An 18,278-nucleotide genomic window follows, 5' to 3' on the forward strand; every position below is an offset into this window, starting at 1 on the left:
CCCTCGTGGAAACCGCCTCACCCGGCACACCCTTCCGGGGCGGATTCAGCGGCCTCACAACGCCCCTCATCAGCGATGGCCCCATGGGTAACAACCCGTCAGCTCATTCGTAGGATGATCGATCACCCGTCCTAATTGCACCAATTGTTACTCACCAAATCGTGATCATTCTCTAAAGGCGACCGGCTTCGGTGCCGAAGAGGTCAGTGACCCTAACTGCACGGTTCGCCCCGGCTTCATCCCCGAGCCGGCCCGTCCCGCACCTTCCTCAGGAGGCCTGGTGTCCGTTCTACTTGAGCAGCCCGCAAGCCTGGTCGCCTACCGCCCGAACAAACCGACGGCCATGGTCGTCGTGGCCGACCCGCGCGTCCGCTCCACCGTGACCCGCCATCTGTGGGCGCTCGGTGTGCGCGACGTGATCGAGGCGTCGTCCATCGCGGAGGCGCGTCCCCGCGTCGGCAACCCGCGCGACATCTGCGTTGCCGACGTCCACCTGCCCGATGGATCCGGGCTGACCCTTCTGTCCGAAACCCGCGCGGCGGGCTGGCCCAACGGCCTCGCCCTCTCCGCGGCCGATGACATCGGCGCCGTGCGCAATGCGCTCGCCGGCGGTGTCAAGGGATATGTCGTCACCGGGACCCGAACCAACATCGGGCACCCGACTCGCCCCGGCGCCGCCCCCATCGGCGCCGCAGCGGCCCGTCTCGGCCACCGTCGTCCCCCGGGTGCTCCGAGCCACCCGGGTGGCTACCGTGAGCTCTCAGGCCGCGAGGTCGAGGTCCTCAGACTGGTCGCCGAAGGCCAGTCCAACAAGGCGATCGGTGTCTCGATGGGGCTCTCCGCCCTGACGGTCAAGAGCCATCTCGCCCGGATCGCACGCAAGCTCGGCACGGGCGACCGCGCCGGAATGGTGGCCGTGGCCCTGCGCACGGGCATCATCCACTGACCCATCCGCCCCCACGCGATCCCGTACGCGCCCGTCGACGGAACGTTACGTCGACGGGCGCGCTCCGCTGACAGATACCCTTGACACGTGACCGACGCCCATGACCCCGCAGCTAAGACCGCACTGCGAACCACCGGGGGCGCTCCCCCGGACGACGGCGTCGCAGCCGAAGAACCCCCCGTCGCCCTGCTGGAGCCCCGAGAAGGCATCCCCCCGGTGGTCGCGGACGCTGACGCGCTCGCCGAGGTGATCTCGGCGTTCGCCGCCGGTACCGGCCCCGTGGCCGTCGACGCCGAGCGGGCCTCGGGCTACCGCTACGGCCAGCGCGCCTACCTGGTGCAGCTGCGCCGGGAAGGCGCCGGCAGCGCACTGATCGACCCGGTCGGCTGCCCCGACCTCTCCGCATTGGGCGACGTCCTCGCCGACACGGAGTGGATCCTCCACGCGGCCACCCAGGACCTGCCCTGCCTGCGGGACATAGGCATGGTGCCGACCCAGATCTTCGACACCGAACTGGCCGGGCGACTGGCAGGCTTCCCCCGGGTCGGACTCGGCGCGATGGTCGAGTCGGTGCTCGGATACGCCCTGGAGAAGGGCCACTCCGCGGTCGACTGGTCCACTCGCCCGCTGCCCGAGCCCTGGCTCAGGTACGCGGCCCTCGACGTGGAACTGCTCGTCGACCTGCGCAACGAACTGGAGAAGGAGCTGGACCAGCAGGGCAAGCTGGACTGGGCCCACCAGGAGTTCGACGCCATCGCCAGTGCCCCACCGGCCCCGCCGCGCAAGGACCCCTGGCGGCGCACGTCAGGCATGCACAAGGTGCGCAGGCGCCGTCAGATGGCGGTCGTGCGCGAGCTGTGGACGGCCCGTGACAAGGTCGCCCAGCGCCGCGACGTCTCACCGGGCAAGGTACTGAGCGACAGCGCCATCATCGAGGCCGCACTGTCCGTGCCGCCGAACGTACAGGCGCTCACGGCGCTCACCGGTTTCGGCCATCGGATGGGACGTCGACAGCTGGAGCAGTGGCAGGCGGCGGTCGACCGGGCGAAGGCACTGCCCGATGCGGAGCTGCCCCAGCCCGGTCAGCCGCTGAACGGTCCGCCACCGCCGCGGTCCTGGGCCGACAAGGATCCGGCCGCTGCGGCACGCCTGTCGGCGGCACGGACCGCGGTTTCGGCGCTGGCGGAGGAGCTCAATCTGCCACAGGAGAACCTGATCACGCCGGACACGGTCCGCAGGGTCTGCTGGGAACCCCCGGGCGACCTCTCCGTCGAGGCCGTGGCCCAGGCGCTGACGGAGCTCGGAGCGCGGCCATGGCAGGTGGAACTGGTGGCTCCACTGCTGGCGCAGGCGGTGACGGTCACCGACTGACCTGCGCTCGACCGGCCCCGGCGGCGGCCGGTCAGACACCGGGGGCGGGCGTCCACACCTCCGACCAGGGCGCATCCGGCCGCGCCCGCCGATACCGGTCCCGCCCGGTTTCGAGCGCGAACTGATCAAGACACGCCCACGAACCGTGCCACGCCTGCCCACCCGGGCCGTGGCACGGTTCTTCCGTCGTACCCGGTCCGCGCTCACGACCGTCGAAGCCCTCCCCCGCACCGGCAGCGGCGGTTGTGATCTTCGACGCTCACCGGGAGGGGGCTGGGCACGATGGTTACCCGCAAGTAGCATGGGGGGAGGAAAGCGCGCGCTCAGCCGCGTCCCGCAGCAGTGCCACCCCGCACCCTGGAGGAGAGCCATCGTGCCTCGTAGCGTCAGGGACGTCGTCTTCGTCGACGGCGTCCGCACCCCGTTCGGCAAGGCGGGCCCGAAGGGCATCTATCACGAGACCCGGGCCGACGACCTCGTCGTCAAGGCCATCCGGGAGCTGCTGCGCCGCAACCCCGGCCTCGACCCCGCCCGGATCGACGAGGTGGCCATCGCCGCCACCACCCAGATCGGCGACCAGGGCCTGACCATCGGACGCACCGCCGGCATTCTCGCCGGGTTGCCGCAGTCCGTGCCCGGTTACTCCATCGACCGGATGTGCGCCGGCGCGATGACCGCCGTCACCACCACCGCGGGCGCCATCGCCTTCGGCGCCTACGACGCGGTGATCGCGGGCGGGGTGGAGCACATGGGCCGCCACCCGATGGGCGAGGGCGTCGACCCGAACCCGCGGTTCGTCAGCGAGAAGCTCGTCGACGAGTCGGCCCTGTTCATGGGCATGACCGCGGAGAACCTCCACGACCGCTATCCGACCATCACCAAGGCGCGCGCCGACGAGTACGCGGTGCGCTCCCAGGAGAAGGCCGCCAAGGCGTACGCGAACGGGAAGATCCAGCAGGACCTGGTGCCGATCTCGGTGCGTCGCACCTCCCCCGATGGCGGTGAGACCGGCTGGGGACTCGCGACCCAGGACGAGCCGATGCGCCCGGGTACCACCCTGGAGAACCTGGCCTCGCTGAAGACCCCCTTCCGGCCCCACGGCCGGGTCACCGCGGGCAACGCGGCCGGTCTCAACGACGGTGCCACCGCCTCCCTGATCGCCTCCGAGGAGTTCGCCCGCGAGCACGACCTGCCGGTGCGGATGCGCCTCGTCTCCTTCGCGTACACCGGTGTCGAGCCGGAGGTCATGGGGTACGGACCCATCCCGGCGACGGAGAAGGCGCTCGCCAAGGCAGGTCTGTCGATCGACGACCTCGGGCTCTTCGAGATCAACGAGGCGTTCGCCGTCCAGGTGCTGGCGTTCCTGGAGCACTACGGCATCGCCGACGACGACGCCCGCGTCAACCAGTACGGGGGCGCCATCGCCTATGGCCACCCGCTGGCCTCCTCCGGCGTCCGGCTGATGACCCAGCTGGCCCGGCAGTTCGAGGAGCAGCCGCACGTCCGCTACGGCCTGACCACCATGTGCGTCGGCTTCGGCATGGGCGCATCGGTCATCTGGGAGAACCCCCACTTCAACGGAGGCGACAAGTGAGTACCGCTGAGCTGCTGAAGGGCGCGGCCGAACTGTTCGCCGACGAGGTCGTCACCAGCGCCCACGTACGCCATCTCGATCTGCCGCTCGCCGCGGGCCGGTTCGCGCTGATCACCCTCGACAACGGGTTCGACCACACCAAGCCCACCACCTTCGGCCCGAAGTCCCTGGCCAATCTGAACGCGGCGATCGACCAGGTCGAGCGGGAGGCGGCCGAGGGCTCGATCGTCGGGGTCGGGCTCACCGGGAAGCCGTTCATCTTCGCGGTCGGCGCCGATCTCAAGGGCGTGGAACTGCTGAAGCGCCACGAGGACGCACTCGCCATCGGCAAGGGCGGTCACGATGTCTTCAAGCGGCTCTCCGGGCTCGCCGTGCCCACCTTCGCGTACTACAACGGTGCCGCGATGGGCGGCGGCGTCGAGGTCGGGCTGCACTGCTCGTACCGTACGGTCTCCAGCGCGGTGCCCGCCTTCTCGCTGCCCGAGGTGTTCCTCGGGCTGGTGCCCGGCTGGGGCGGCTGCACCCTGCTGCCGAACCTGATCGGCGCGGACCGTGCGGTCACGGTCATCATCGAGAACTCGCTCAACCAGAACCGCCAGCTCAAGGGGCGCCAGGTCTTCGAACTGGGCATCGCCGACGCCATCTTCGAGGGCGCGGACTTCCTGGAGCAGTCGCTGACCTGGACCGCGGCCGTCCTCAAGGGCGAGATCGCCATCCAGCGGGCCGAGGTGGACCGGGGTGAGCCCTGGGACGCGGCAGTGGCGCGCGGGCGGGCCATCGCCGACGCCAAGGTGCACGGCGCGGCCCCCGCCGCCTACCGCGCCCTCGACATCGTGGCCGCGGCCAAGGACGGGGACCTCCAGGCCGGTTTCGACGCCGAGGACAGGGCCCTGGCCGACCTGATCATGGGCGGCGAACTGCGCAGCGGTATCTACGCGTTCAATCTGGTGCAGAAGCGCGCCAAGCGTCCGGTCGGCGCCCCGGACCGGGCCCTGGCCCGGCCCGTCACCAAGGTGGGCGTGGTGGGCGCCGGCCTGATGGCCTCTCAGCTCGCGCTGCTCTTCCTGCGCCGTCTTGAGGTGCCGGTGGTGCTCACCGACATCGACCAGGAGCGGATCGACAAGGGCGTCGGATACGTCCACGGCGAGATCGACAAACTGCTGGCCAAGAAGCGGATCAACCAGGACCAGAGCAATCGGCTCAAGGCTCTGGTGACCGGTGTCCTGGACAAGGCGGAGGGCTTCGCGGACGCCGACTTCATCATCGAGGCCGTGTTCGAGGAGATGGCGGTCAAGCAGCAGGTGTTCGCCGAGGTGGAGGCCGTCGCCCCCGCCCATGCGATCCTCGCCACCAACACCTCGTCGCTCTCGGTGTCCGAGATGGCGTCGAAGCTGAAGCACCCGGAGCGGGTCGTCGGCTTCCACTTCTTCAACCCGGTGGCGATCCTGCCGCTGTTGGAGATCGTGCGCGGTGTGCAGACCGACGACGCCGCCCTGGCGACGGCCTTCGGCGTGGCGAAGAAGCTGCGGAAGACCGCCGTCCTGGTCAAGGACGCACCGGCGTTCGTGGTGAACCGCATCCTGACCCGCTTCATGGGCGAGATCCAGAACGTCATCGACGAGGGCACTCCGGTCGTCGTGGCGGAGCGGGCCGTGGAGCCGCTGGGCCTTCCGATGTCCCCGCTGGTCCTGCTGGAACTCGTGGGTCCGGCGATCGGACTGCACGTGTCCGAGACCCTCAACCGGTCCTTCCCCGACCGTTTCACGGTCTCCCGGAACCTGAAGGCGGTCGTCGAGGCGGGCAAGCGCGGCTTCTACGTGTACGACTCCGGGCGTCCCGAGTTGGACCCGGAGGTCGCGGCGCTACTGGTCCAGGGCGATGTCGTCCTGACCGAGGAGCAGACCCGGGCCCGGGTGCTGGACGCGGTCGCAGAGGAGATCGGGCTGATGTTGGCCGAGGGCGTGGTGGCCGAGGCCCAGGACATCGACCTCTGTCTGATCACGGGTGCGGGCTGGCCCTTCCACCTGGGCGGCATCACCCCGTACCTGGATCGTGAAGGAGTGTCCCAGCGGGTCAACGGAAAGCCGTTCCTGGCCGCGGGCGTCGCGAGCGTGCCTGCCTGAACGACCGGTTGAACGATCGAAGGGGCCGTACGGAGTCTTCCGTACGGCCCCTTCGGCACGGGCCGGCACCGCTGGGGCCACAAAGCCCTAGGGTCGCCCGGCAGACGTGCTCACAGTCGCTTGGCGCTGCGCAGCGTCTTGGCGTAGTAGCCGTTGCCGTTGAGCCGTGAGGCGCCGCCCTTGTCGCCGATCGTGGGTCCGTTGACCTCTTCCCGGCTGGACAGGAAGATCATATTGCCCTCCGTGTCATGGCCCAGGTAGATCCCCATGTGGTCGAGGCGCTGCTTGGTACGCGCGTCCAGCTTGAAGAAGACGAGATCGCCGGGCTGGAGCAGGTCGATCGACTTCGGCCGGCCCTCAGGACCCACGCTGGTGAGCGGTATGACGTTGGCGCCGAGGTCGGACCGCGCCATGCCGTTGGCCGTGCGCGGCAGTCCGTCGCCCGACTTGTCCGAGGAGGCCAGCGGGTAGCGGGCGCGGTAGCCGAGCAGGAGCCGCATAAAGCCGGAACAGTCGGCGGAGCGGGCCCGCCTGGTCTCCGACTGTGCGGTGACGCCGTCCCGGAAGGTGTACGAGATGCCGAGGTAGTCGTAGAAGTCGGACAGCTCCTCGCGGAGGTCGTTGCCGGAACTGCCGTTGGGGTTCAGCGGCCCGAAGTTGGCGTCACCCGCGTAGGCGAGGCCCTCGTCGTCCTTCTTGATGGGCTGGTCCTGGACGTACTGGAAGCCCATGGCGAAGATGTCGTCCTCCTGGCTCCCGAAGAACTCCTTGAACCAGTCCTTGAACCACTTCTCCTTCTCCGCGCCCTTGCGCCACGGCTCCGGCATCAGCCGGACCCAGTTCTCCGTCACCACCCGGGTCTTGGTGTTGGTGGGCTCGGAGAAGGTGCGGGAGGGGCCCTTCAAGGTGGCGGTGCGCGCCTTGTCGGTGAAGGTGGCGAGCACCTCCCCGCTGCCGTCCCTCAGGACGGAGCGTTCGGGGTTCTTCAACCGCTCCCAGGTCTGGGCGCCGCTCTTGCCGGCCGCGGCACCCTGCAACTTGGGGGTGTCGGTGACCGCCTGCACCTTGGGCGCCTTGGCTTGCTCGTCCGTGCGGAGTTCCACGGTGAGGTACGCACTGCCGGCGAGCAGTGCGAGGACGGTGACTCCGTGGACGACGGGGCGTTTCTTCTTGGGGCTCATGGGATCGGCTCCAATGGGTGATCAGGCGGTCGGCATGACGCCGAGGAGGATTCCGGCGGTGAGGACGACGTACGCCATCAAGGTGACCGAACCGGTCGCCAACAGCGTCGGCCCCTTGGGCTGGCGGACCAGCTGGTAGGCGATCAGGCCGGGGACGATGAATCCGAGGGTCTGGTTGCTGTACATCAGCGGGAATTCGAGCGAGAGGATGATCATCACGGTGGCCTGGAGCATCACACCGGTGAGCACGACCGCTGCGAACAGGCGCTTTCCGTACAGGATGATGAACTTCTGCATCACCAGGGTCGACACATAGGTGAGCACGGTGACACCGAGCACCATGGCCGCGCGCTGGAGATCCTCGACCAGTGTGAGCGCCAACCAGCCCGGGGTGATCATTCCGCCGGGTGAGAGATTGGTCGTCAGATAGCAGACCAGCGAGAAGAGCAGGCCCAGAGCGATACCGATGGCGGCGATCTCTGGGGTGAGGACGGACGGGATCAACGCTGGTCTCCTGGGCTGTGCCACTGATGGTCGTCGGCGGGCGGGGCGGGTGGGCGGCGGGGTTCGAAGAGGCCGCGCTCCTGCGGCTGCTCGCCGTAGGGAGCGGGTCCGTTGTGGACCGTAGTCGGCCAGGGTTCCCTCGGCGCCGCCGGGTCGCCTTGTGGGCCGGGCTCGGGACGGTAGTCCTGCGCCGGGGCGGCGTACTGCTGCTGCTGGTAGCCGTCCGTGGGCTGCTCCGGAATCACGACGCGGGGCATCTGCTGGGTGGAGTAGCGGGACTCGTACGCCTCCGAGTACTGCTGGTAGGGGTCGATCCGGGGCGCGTACAGCTGCATCGTCTCCGACGGGTCGACGCTGCGCTGGGGTACTGCCTCGCTCTTCGTCGGGGCCGGCCTCTTGCCGCCCGGTGTGGTGCTGTCGTCGGGGGTCTCGTCGGCGGGGAGTTCAGCGAGGTGCTCCAACAGCACCTCGCCCTGGCCGTGGATGTTGCCGATGGCGACCAGGGAGGAGTTGGGGCTCAGCTGGTTGATCAGCGCGGCCATGAACTCCTCCGGGTCCCGTCGGTCACCACCGAGGTCAACCGCGCGGGAGCGGAACTCGGCCGGGATGGCGTCGATGGCGGACTTGGCGGGGTGTCCGATCACGAACACCTTCTCCGGGTCGAGATCGGGGATGATCTCGCCCATCTGACCGTTGCGCTCCACCCGGTCGGGGCGGCAGTTGATGACCACGTTCAGCGGCCGGTGGATGGCACCGAGATCGAGCAGCTGGTTGATGTTCATCAGCGTCGACTCGGGGTCGTTGGCCGCGAACACGTTGGCGAAGCGCAGCCGCTTGTCGTCCTCGGTGACGTAGCGCTCGACGGAGAGCACACCCGGGTCCGGTGGTGCGTCGTACATGCCCTGGAGCGCGGTCTCCCGCTCGACTCCCAGCAGATCGGCGACGGTGAGGGCGATCGCCACGTTCTCCTTGAAGGTGAACCAGCTGAAGCCGCGCAGCTCCTCGTCGCTGACCGTCTCCGGGTCGGCGTAGATCAGCTTGCAGTTACGGGCGTCGGCCTCTTCCTGAAGGATGTGGAAGCGGTCCTTCTCGGCGGTGACGCAGATCCCGTCCTCGGGCATCGAGCGGCACAGCGAGCGGGCCACGTCGTCGAGGGTGGGGCCCATCTCGGCGAGGTGGTCCTCACGGACGTTGCACAGGACGCCGATCGTGGAGCGGATCAACTTCGACTGGTTGATCTCCTGGAGCGCCGGCATCACCGCCATGCACTCGATGACGAGGGCGTGCGGGCGGTACGCGGCGGCGCGGCGGACGATCCCGATCTGCTCCACGACGTTGGCGATGCCGAACTTCCGGTAGACCGGTTCCTCTGTCGCGTCCGGGTGGATGAACCGCGCCGCGGTTCCGGTGGTCTTGGCCACGGTGATCAGCCCACCGCCGCGCAGCGCCCCCGCGCACAGTCGGGTGATCGACGACTTGCCGCGGATGCCGTTGACCAGGACCCGGGTGGGTATCTGGTCGAGGTTGGTGTAGTGCCGCCGCTGCTCGACGACGCCCGCCGCAAGCAGGATCGCGCTGCACACCACCAACACGGTGTAGAGGAAGAGCACGGTGGTTCAGTTCCTTCCGGCCGGCGTCTTGGCGCCGTCGCGCTTGCGGAGCTCCGCCAACTGCTGGCGGAGGAGTTCCAGGCTGCGGGTGACGGCTCCGACCTCGTCGTGGTGACGGGGGTAGAGGACGGTACGGCGGTCTCCGCCCGCGAGGGCTTCGGCCTGGTCGGTGACGGCGCGCAGGGGGCGCACCACCACGATGTGGAGCCAGCCCAGGCAGGCGGCTGCGGCGGTGATGCCGAGCAGTCCGGCCAGGACGGTGCGGTTTTGCAGGCTGTACTCGGGGATCGCGAGGCCGGATGCGGGCTGGTAGCTCACCACGGTCCAGCCGAGCGACTTGGCGGCGCCACCGCCCACGAAGGGCGCGGCAGCGGCGATCTGGATGTCGTCGCCGGTGCGGTACAGGACGCCGCTGGGGCGTGCGCTGAGGCCGACCTTCTGGTTGGAGCCCGCGACGAGCGCGTCGAGGCGGCTGTTGGCCAGCTTCTCGAAGGCGAGGTAGCCGGTGTTCCCGCCGATGACCCGGCGTTCGGCGTCCACGACCCGCACCTGGCCGAGGCCGGGGCGCTTGAGCAGCGAGTTGAGGAAGTCGATGCGGAACTCGCCCACGACGGCACCGCCGCGCCCGGAGATCTCGGCGGTGCCGACGATCACGGGTTCCTTGGACTTGGTGTCGAGGATGCGGACCGGCTGGGTGGAGGGTGCCACGCCGTCGCTGCGCGGATCGCCGCCGGCTCGGGCGAGTACCTCGCCCTCCTTGTCCACGACGTACAGCGCCTCGTAGCGCAGGTGCTGGGCGAGGGTGCGTTCCAGCACTTCGGTCATCTCGGCGCGCTCGGTGTTGTTGCCGACGAGCGAGGCCACGGAGAGCAGGTCCGCGTGGCCTTCGTTGAGGGCGCGCCGGACCCGGTCGGTGAGGGTGTCGGTGCGCTCGCGCTGGTCGTTGATGATCTGCTGCGGTACGACGACGGAGTCGCCCGCGCGGTTGAGGAGCAGCATCAGCGGCGCCGACCAGACCAGCAGGAGCACGGCTGCGACGGCGAGCAGCGGGCGGGCGCCGAGGCGTCGCTTGCGGGTCGGGCCGTCGGGGTCGCCCTCGCCGTGGAGCTGACGGCGGATGCGTTCGAGCGCGTCGCCGATGCGGGCCGCCTCACCGTACTTGGGCACGGTGACCGGGCGGGTGAGGTCGCCCCGGGTGAGGCGGCGACTCTCCAGGTACAGCCGGATGAGCGGGCGCTGGACGGTGCCGAGGAGCAGGGCGACGGTGATGCCCCCGATCAACAGCAGTGCACCGGCGGCGGCGAGGCCGAAGCCCGGCCCGCCTGCGGCCATCGGCGGGTCAGCGATCTTGACCATGGCGATGACGGTGAGCCCGAGACTGGTGGCGACGGTGGCCCCGCCGGGTTCCGGCGCGGCGAGGGTGGCATATCCGGCCACGAGACGGTCGCCCGCGAAGTGTTCACCGGTGATGCTGCCGCTGACGCCCTTAAAGCCGCCGGATCCGGGTTCCTTGGACTGGAGGGGGTTCTGCTTGGCCTTCTTGGCCGCGTACTTGGAGAACGACTTCAGCTGCTTCTTGGAGTCCTTGATCTCCAGCCGCTGGAACTCGGTCATCACCTGCTCGGCCGGATCGATGCCGTCGCTGCTGAGGACCTGCGCGCGTTCGTCGATCACGGCGATGGCGCGGAGTTTACCGAGGCTGATTCCGGGAAAGCGGAGACTGCTGGAGGCGACGAGCAGCTTCTGCGGCTCGCCCTTCCAGGTGAGGACGGCGAAGGCGAGCAGTCGGGTCTCGCCGTTCTCCAGTCGAACCATCCGGGGTGCGAGGCCGTTCTTGTCCGAGAGCTTGGAGCGGTCGACCACCGTGAGGGGGACGTTCTCCCCACGTGCGGCGAGGAGTTTGCCCGACTCGATCTCTACGACTGCGGTGCCCATCCACTTTTGGTAGACGTTGCCGATCTTGTCGAGCACGGCGTCGGGCGACACCGACCCGGAGGCGCTGAAGAGGTCGGCGGTCCGGGTGAGGTCCGTGACGCTCTCGTCGATGGAGGCGCGCAGGGCGATGGCGCCGTCCTCGGCGAAGTACTGCTGGGAGTTGAGGACGGCCTTCGGAACGCGCTCTTGGTCGACCCGTCCGAGGGTGAGGGCGGTGACGCCCGCAAGGGCGAGGAGCAGAACCGACAGAACTGCTATAGGTGGGCGAATACCGCCCAATAGCGACATGTCGGCCCGTCGGCGGACCTTGTGCCGCCGCTTCGACTGCGAAGCGGCCAACAGGGGGCTCCTCTCATGGAAATCCTTGCGCATCAGGGGCGCCCAACGGCAGGTGGGCGCGGAAATGCGCAGCGCTGCACGAAAGCGCAGTGCCGGAAGGATCTGACTGACAATACGGTAAAAGGGTTGTACAAGTTCCAGCGAATGTGACCTCAAACGCCTACTGCTCAGTCAGGAAGAGACTGGAGCGGTTTCAGGTCGTCGCCGCCCGCCCCACGGTTGAGCATGGTGCCCGCAGTACGTTCGAAAGCCAGTCGATACCGGGCCCGCTGCTCCTTGGTCAGCTTGTCGTCCTCGCGCAGAACGCGGGCCACATCGACGAGTCGATGGTCCTTCACCGCGTCCTTGGGGACATTGCCCGCATCGTCCGGGTCCGGCGGAATGTCAACGTACGTGGGCACGTACCGGGCGCGCACGTCCCACCCCTTGCCCTTCTTGATGAACTCGAACCAGCCGATGACGCCTTCCTCGCTGAGACCGGAGGGCACATCGTGTCGGGCGAGTTGATTGCCGAGTCCGTACGCGATCCAGGTGCCGTCCACCTTCTCCATCGGCTGCACGATGTGCGTGTGGTGGCCGACGATGAGGTCGATGGTGGTCCGCTTGGCGATCTGCGGGCCCAGGGTGAGCTGCGTCTTGCTCAGGTTCGCCCAGTTGTCCCGCCCCCAGTGGAGGCTGAGGATCACCACCTGGGCCCCCTCCATCCTGGCTTTCTTCTCCGCCGCGGAGATCGCGTTGAAGTCGATCAGATTGGCCGTCCAGGGGGCGTCCTTGGGGACCTCGCGCCCGTTGAACATGGAGGAGTACGAGAGATGGGCCACCTTCACGCCCTTCACGTCCATGATCAGCGTGCGGTCACCCTCCTCCTCGGTGCGCGCCGTCCCCGTGTGCTTCAGGTTGGCCTTGTCCAGGGCGTCGAGGGTGTCCTTGACACCCTTCACGCCGTGATCGAGCGCGTGATTGGACGCGGTGGAGCACGTGTCGTATCCCACGTTCTTGATCGTCGTGGCGATCTGCGGCGGCACGATGAAGTCGGGGAAGCCGACGAAGGGCCCCTCGGGTTTGCCGGCGACCGGCTCGAAGTGGCAGATGGCGAGATCCGCCTTGCTGATGACGGGCTTGATGCCCTCCATCATCGGATCGAAGTCGAGCCCCGCCTCCCCCTTGCCGGTCTTGGCCGCGTCCTTGCGCGCCTGCTCGATCAACTGGGGGTGGGGAAGAATGTCCCCGGCCGCAGCAACCGTGAAGGCGGGTTCGCCGGAAACGGCTTTGTCATCGGAACCGAACGGGCCACAGGCGACGGCTCCGGAAAGCGTCGCCACGAGGGCCACGGAGATCGTCATCGACCGGCGGTAGGGGCGTTTCATCACTCGGCTATCTTTATACAACGATGATGGTCAACCGGACCAAGACGATAACGATTGCAACAATGATGATCGCACTGGCGATCATCCTGGCAATCACCATGACTCTTGTGCTAAAGGAACGCTCCCAACGAGACACATCCGAAGGAGAGAAGGACGGCCGTAGCCGAGCCTCCGCCGTCGAAGAGGACCTCGTGAAGCGGATCGGGCGGTACACCGCCGGTTTCGCCGAGGAGCGCGGCTACCAACCGCCCACGCGAGCCGAGCGCAAGGCCGCGGCGGAAGGCGTGGGACTCTTCCTCGACGGCCAACGCGACCAGGCACAGCGCCGTCTGGCGAGCATCGGGTTCGAGGTGCGCACGGTCTCCGACGAGGTCAGCGGTCGATCCTTCGCCGAGATCGCCGATCGCAAGGAGAAGTCGTCGGACGCGCGCGGCTGGGGCCGGGTCTATCTGGCGCTCGACGCACCGATCCGCTGGTCGATCCAGGTCCCCCACCCCGTCGCCGACAAGAACACCGAACGGCTCGGGGCGCAGGTGCTCCGTGGTTCACCGGGGGGAGCGCTGGTGATTGCTGGTGCGCATCGCAAAGCCGGCGAGGGGGACGAGGCCGATGTCGCCCATCGTACGGACACGGTCTTCGACACCGTCTGCGATGAACTCACCGAGCGCGGACTACCCGGAGTCCAAGTGCACGGTTTCGCCGACGACTCCGTACCTGATCATGATGTTGTCGCCTCCACGGGCAAGGGCAAGGTGGCGCTGGCCGAGGGCCGCGTCCTCGCCGACGCGCTCAAGGCACGGGGGTTCGCCGTGTGCCGGGGTTGGGTCCGCGACTGCCCGCTGGAGGGCCGCACCAATGTGCAGGGACGCAAAGCCGCCGCCGACGGCATCTCCTTCCTGCACATCGAGTTCAGCAATCGACTGCGCACCAGCGAGCAGCGCACGGCCCGCGCGGTCGCGGCCGTGAACACCGTGACCGCCAGCTGGGCGCGCTGATGACTCAAGGCCCCGCGACCCTGCTGATCGTGGACGGGGCGAATGTCATGGGGTCGGTCCCCGACGGCTGGTGGCGTGATCGGCGCGGAGCGGCCGAACGGCTGCGGGACCGACTGGCCGCCACCGCGGCGAGCGGCTTCCCCGGACTCCCCGGTGATCTGGAGATCGTGCTCGTGGTGGAGGGCGCGGCACGCGGGGTGCGATCCGTACCAGGGGTGACGGTCAGCGAGGCCGGGGGAAGTGGGGATGATCACATCGTCCATCTCGCCGCCGAGGCCCGCGACCGCCCCTGTGTGGTGGTGACGGCGGACCGCGGGCTACGCCTTCGAGTGACGCAGATGGGCGCTCAGACCGTGGGCCCGCGCACGGTGTACGGTCCCGCGGCGGACTAGCGCCCGTCCGTATCGGTCAGGAACTCTCCTTGGTGGCGGAGGTGTTCCGGTGGGGGGCGAGACGGCTGTGGCGTCGGCCGTACCAGAAGTAGACCAGCACGCCCAGCAGCATCCAGATGCCGAAGCGCAGCCAGGTCTCGGTGGGCAGGTTCAGCATCAGCCAGACCGAGGCGGCGACCGATGCGATCGGCAGCCAGGGCACCAGTGGTGTGCGGAAGGCGCGCGGCAGATCGGGGCGAGTACGGCGCAGGATCACCACTCCGATGGCCACCACCACGAAGGCGAAGAGGGTGCCGATGTTCACCAGCGTCGCCAGCTCCTCGATGCTGGTGAAGCCGGCGATGATCGCGATCAGCACACCGAGGAGAACGGTCGCCCGATAGGGCGTCTTGAAACGCGGGTGCACCCGGGAGAAGAAGCGCGGCAGCAGCCCGTCACGACTCATGGCGAAGAACACCCGGGTCTGGCCGAGCAGCAGGATCATGCAGACGGTCGTCAGTCCGACGGCGGCGCCGAAGCTGATGACGCCCGCGTACCAGGGGTGGCCGGTGGCCTTGAAGGCATCGGCGAGGGGCGCGTCGATGGACAGTTCGGTGTAGTGCTGCATCCCGGTGACGACGATCGAAACGGCGACGTACAGCGTCGTGCAGATGAAGAGCGATCCGAGGATGCCGCGGGGCATGTCCCGCTGCGGAAGCTTGGTCTCCTCAGCCGCCGTCGCCACCACGTCGAAGCCGATGAAGGCGAAGAAGACCACCGAGGCAGCGGTGAAGATGCCAAGGACACCGAAATTGGTCGGTGCGTACCCGAACAGCACCTGGATCAGCGGCTCCTGAAGCCCTGACTGCCCTTCGGTCTTCACCGCCGGCGGGATGAAGGGGCTGTAGTTCGACGCCTTCACGAAGAACGCGCCGGCGATGATGACGATCAGTACGACCGCCACCTTGATGGCGACGACCACGGACGTCACCCGGGCGGAGAGCTTCATACCGAGGACCAGTACGCCGGTCAGGACCAGGACGAGCAGAAACGCCAGCAGGTCGAAGGCGAAGCCGTAGGTGTGATTGGTCCCGGCGAGGGCGTCGGGCAGATGCCAACCCACGTTGTCCATCAGCGAGCGGACATAGCCGGACCAGCCGACGGCCACCACCGCCGTACCGAGCGCGAACTCCAACACCAGGTCCCAGCCGATGATCCACGCCGGCAGCTCGCCCAGCGAGGCGAAGGCGAAGGTGTACGCCGACCCCGCTACGGGGACCGTGGACGCGAACTCCGCGTAGCACAGGGCGGCGAGGCCGCAGACGACACCGGCCACGGCAAAGGCGATCGCGGTCGCCGGTCCGGCGTTCTCCTTGGCCACCGCACCGGTGAGGACGAAGATGCCGGTGCCGATGATGACACCGACTCCGAAGACGGTCAGGTCCAGCGCGGACAGCGATCTGGTGAGCGCGTGCTCCGGCTCCTCCGTGTCACGGATGGACTGCTCGATGCTCTTGGTTCTGAAGACACCCGTTCGGCCTGTGGGGTCTGTGTGTGTGCTCACCGCGCACCTCCACGCTCGTCGTCCCGTCATGATCGGGACGGGCGGTGGCCCTGGTGCGGCCTTCGGGTGGGGTTCACGCGAATGGGCCGGAAGGACCACCCATCCAGGGTGACCCTTCCGGCCCGATTCATGTCCCACGCGCTCATGTCGTCACACGAGCGAGGGTGGTGTCAGTCGCGCACCGGCTCCACTGCCTCGCCGGCCGTGGTGGACTCATCGGCGAACCGACCGTCCAGCTTGGCGACGAGACCGGTGACCTGACGTGCGATGTCGGGAGCGGTCAGGCCGATCTCCGTCATCACCTCATTGCGGGTGGCGTGGTCGAGGAACCTCGGCGGAATGCCGAAGTCGCGCAGCGGAACGTCGACGCCCGCATCCCGCAGGGCCTGCGCCACCGCGGAACCCACACCACCGACGCGGATGTTGTCCTCGACGGTGACGACCACCCGGTGGCGCTCGGCGAGCGGCGCCAACGCCTCGTCCACCGGCTTGACCCAACGCGGGTCGACCACGGTGGTGGAGATGCCCTGCTTGTCGAGGAGATCGGCGATCTCCAGACACATCGGCGCGAGCGCACCCACGGAGACCAACAGGACGTCGGGGCGCTCCGAGGGATCGGTGGGGTCGGTGCCCGCGTGGCGCAGCACGTCCATTCCGCCGATGCGGCCCACGGCCTTCACCGCGGGTCCGACCGCTCCCTTGGAGAAGCGGACCACGGTCGGCGCGTCATCGACGGCGACGGCCTCGCGGAGTTGGGCCCGGACCTGGTCGGCGTCACGAGGAGCGGCCAGCCGCAGGCCCGGCACGATCTGGAGGATGGACATGTCCCACATGCCGTTGTGGGAGGCGCCGTCGGTGCCGGTCACACCCGCCCGGTCCAACACGAAGGTCACCCCGCACTTGTGCAGGGCCACATCCATCAGGACCTGGTCGAAGGCGCGGTTGAGGAAAGTGGCGTACACGGCGAACACGGGGTGGACCCCACCGGTGGCCAGCCCCGCCGCGGAGACCGCGCCGTGCTGTTCGGCGATGCCGACGTCGTAGACACGGTCGGGGAACGCTTTGGCGAACCTGTCCAGGCCGACGGGCTGGAGCATGGCGGCGGTGATCGCCACGATGTCCTCGCGCTCCTGGCCGAGCTTGACCATCTCCTCACCGAAGACCGAGGTCCAGTCCAGACCCGAGCTGGCGATGGGCAGACCGGTGTCGGGGTGGATCTTGCCGACGGCGTGGAAGCGGTCCGCCTCGTCCTGGAGGGCGGGCTGGTAGCCGCGGCCCTTCTCGGTGAGGCAGTGGACGATCACGGGGCCGCCGAAGCGCTTCGCGCGGGCGAGCGCCGACTCCAGGGCCTCGATGTCATGGCCGTCGATCGGGCCGACGTACTTCAGACCGAGGTCCTCGAACATGCCCTGCGGGGCGATGAAGTCCTTGAGGCCCTTCTTCGCGCCGTGCAACGTCTCGTAGAGCGGCTTGCCGACGACTGGGGTGCGACCCAGGATGTCCTTGCCGCGGGCGAGGAACCGCTCGTACCCGTCGGTGGTGCGCAGGGTGGCCAGATGGTTGGCGAGGCCGCCGATGGTGGGTGCGTACGAGCGCTCGTTGTCGTTGACGACGATGACCAGCGGGCGGTCCTTGGCGGCGGCGATGTTGTTCAGCGCCTCCCAGGCCATGCCGCCGGTGAGCGCGCCGTCACCGATGACGGCGACCACGTGGTCGTCGCGCCGGAGCACCTCGTTGGCCTTGGCGAGGCCGTCGGCCCAACCGAGGACCGTGGAGGCGTGCGAGTTCTCGATGATGTCGTGGTCAGACTCGGCGCGGGCCGGGTAGCCCGAGAGGCCGCCCTTCATCTTGAGTCGCGAGAAGTCATGGCGGCCGGTGAGCAGCTTGTGCACATAGCTCTGGTGCCCGGTGTCCCAGAGGACCTTGTCCTTCGGGGAGTCGAAGACCCGGTGGAGGGCGATGGTCAGCTCGACCACGCCGAGGTTGGGACCTAGGTGGCCTCCGGTCTTGGAAACGGCGTCCACGAGGAAGGTCCGGATCTCTTCGGCCAGCTGATCGAGCTGCTCCGTGTTGAGTCGGTCCAGATCGCGCGGTCCCTTGATACGGGTAAGCAGTGCCACCCGTGCCTCCTTGCGTATTGAGCTGGTCGAGCGTTGCGTATCGAACCGGCCGAGAGTGCCGATTTGACCGAGTCTAATGTTCCGCGCCCGGCGTTGGTCATCGGGCGGTGGGTTCCGCCTCACGCCAATGGCGGATACCCACTCCGGCCCGTGACAATGCGGGCCGCCTCGCTCCGGGGCGAGCGGTGCGGAAGAGCGGGATGCACGGACACGGCGCGGTCCCACCCGGATCACGCCCCCCGTATCCGTCCACGCTCG

Annotated in this window: 13 protein-coding genes; 6 read left to right on the forward strand and 7 right to left on the reverse strand. The window is 68.5% G+C overall.

Features of this window, described 5'->3' with window-relative positions:
- The first annotated feature begins 280 nt into the window (after positions 1-280).
- The 4 genes from ACFXJL_RS16270 to ACFXJL_RS16285 all read left to right on the forward strand — a co-directional run bounded on the left by ACFXJL_RS16270 (position 281) and on the right by ACFXJL_RS16285 (position 6,034).
- Positions 281-946 (forward strand): response regulator transcription factor, encoded by a 666-nt coding sequence (locus tag ACFXJL_RS16270; protein WP_015037008.1) that lies wholly within the window; start codon positions 281-283, stop codon positions 944-946.
- An 87-nt stretch (positions 947-1,033) separates the two neighbouring features.
- Positions 1,034-2,317: a ribonuclease D gene (locus ACFXJL_RS16275; RefSeq protein ID WP_358878354.1), complete on the forward strand. Its 1,284-nt coding sequence runs from the start codon at positions 1,034-1,036 to the stop codon at positions 2,315-2,317.
- A 373-nt stretch (positions 2,318-2,690) separates the two neighbouring features.
- Entirely contained in the window at positions 2,691-3,911 is a 1,221-nt protein-coding gene (locus tag ACFXJL_RS16280) for an acetyl-CoA C-acyltransferase (RefSeq protein WP_358878353.1), read from the forward strand.
- Positions 3,908-6,034 carry a 3-hydroxyacyl-CoA dehydrogenase NAD-binding domain-containing protein gene (locus ACFXJL_RS16285; RefSeq protein WP_384692847.1) on the forward strand — a complete coding sequence of 709 codons (2,127 nt, stop codon included), beginning with the start codon at positions 3,908-3,910 and terminating at the stop codon, positions 6,032-6,034. Before ACFXJL_RS16280 ends, ACFXJL_RS16285 begins: the two co-directional genes overlap by 4 nt.
- A gap of 110 nt (positions 6,035-6,144) precedes the next feature.
- On the opposite strand, the gene ACFXJL_RS16290 is transcribed toward ACFXJL_RS16285, so the two are convergent.
- The 5 genes from ACFXJL_RS16290 to ACFXJL_RS16310 all read right to left on the reverse strand — a co-directional run bounded on the left by ACFXJL_RS16290 (position 6,145) and on the right by ACFXJL_RS16310 (position 12,946).
- The gene (locus tag ACFXJL_RS16290) at positions 6,145-7,215 is read right to left on the reverse strand and encodes an NlpC/P60 family protein (protein WP_358878351.1); all 1,071 of its coding nucleotides are present in this window, start codon (positions 7,213-7,215) and stop codon (positions 6,145-6,147) included.
- A 21-nt stretch (positions 7,216-7,236) separates the two neighbouring features.
- The gene (locus ACFXJL_RS16295) at positions 7,237-7,719 is read right to left on the reverse strand and encodes a poly-gamma-glutamate biosynthesis protein PgsC/CapC (protein WP_329024393.1); all 483 of its coding nucleotides are present in this window, start codon (positions 7,717-7,719) and stop codon (positions 7,237-7,239) included.
- A complete protein-coding gene (pgsB, locus tag ACFXJL_RS16300) occupies positions 7,716-9,329 on the reverse strand; it encodes a poly-gamma-glutamate synthase PgsB (RefSeq protein WP_358878350.1) in 1,614 nt (537 codons plus the stop codon). The genes ACFXJL_RS16295 and pgsB overlap by 4 nt, the downstream gene beginning before the upstream one ends.
- Positions 9,330-9,335: 6 nt before the next feature.
- Positions 9,336-11,552, reverse strand: a complete 2,217-nt coding sequence (locus ACFXJL_RS16305) for a HAMP domain-containing protein (protein WP_384693268.1) — start codon at positions 11,550-11,552, stop codon at positions 9,336-9,338.
- A gap of 218 nt (positions 11,553-11,770) precedes the next feature.
- Entirely contained in the window at positions 11,771-12,946 is a 1,176-nt protein-coding gene (locus ACFXJL_RS16310; RefSeq protein ID WP_358878349.1) for a CapA family protein, read from the reverse strand.
- 86 nt (positions 12,947-13,032) lie between these two features.
- Between ACFXJL_RS16310 and ACFXJL_RS16315 the strand changes: the two genes are divergently transcribed.
- Both ACFXJL_RS16315 and ACFXJL_RS16320 read left to right on the forward strand, forming a co-directional pair.
- Positions 13,033-13,965: a hypothetical protein gene (locus ACFXJL_RS16315; protein WP_384632876.1), complete on the forward strand. Its 933-nt coding sequence runs from the start codon at positions 13,033-13,035 to the stop codon at positions 13,963-13,965.
- Positions 13,965-14,357: an NTP pyrophosphohydrolase gene (locus ACFXJL_RS16320; protein ID WP_384632879.1), complete on the forward strand. Its 393-nt coding sequence runs from the start codon at positions 13,965-13,967 to the stop codon at positions 14,355-14,357. The genes ACFXJL_RS16315 and ACFXJL_RS16320 overlap by 1 nt, the downstream gene beginning before the upstream one ends.
- 16 nt (positions 14,358-14,373) lie before the next feature.
- Here ACFXJL_RS16320 and ACFXJL_RS16325 read toward each other — a convergent pair whose 3' ends face one another.
- Positions 14,374-15,900 carry an amino acid permease gene (locus ACFXJL_RS16325; protein ID WP_358878346.1) on the reverse strand — a complete coding sequence of 509 codons (1,527 nt, stop codon included), beginning with the start codon at positions 15,898-15,900 and terminating at the stop codon, positions 14,374-14,376.
- A gap of 170 nt (positions 15,901-16,070) precedes the next feature.
- A complete protein-coding gene (gene dxs, locus ACFXJL_RS16330) occupies positions 16,071-18,020 on the reverse strand; it encodes a 1-deoxy-D-xylulose-5-phosphate synthase (RefSeq protein ID WP_384692854.1) in 1,950 nt (649 codons plus the stop codon).
- Positions 18,021-18,278: the final 258 nt, after the last annotated feature.

This window comes from Streptomyces sp. NPDC059256 (genome assembly GCF_042753785.1).
Taxonomy (GTDB): domain Bacteria; phylum Actinomycetota; class Actinomycetes; order Streptomycetales; family Streptomycetaceae; genus Streptomyces.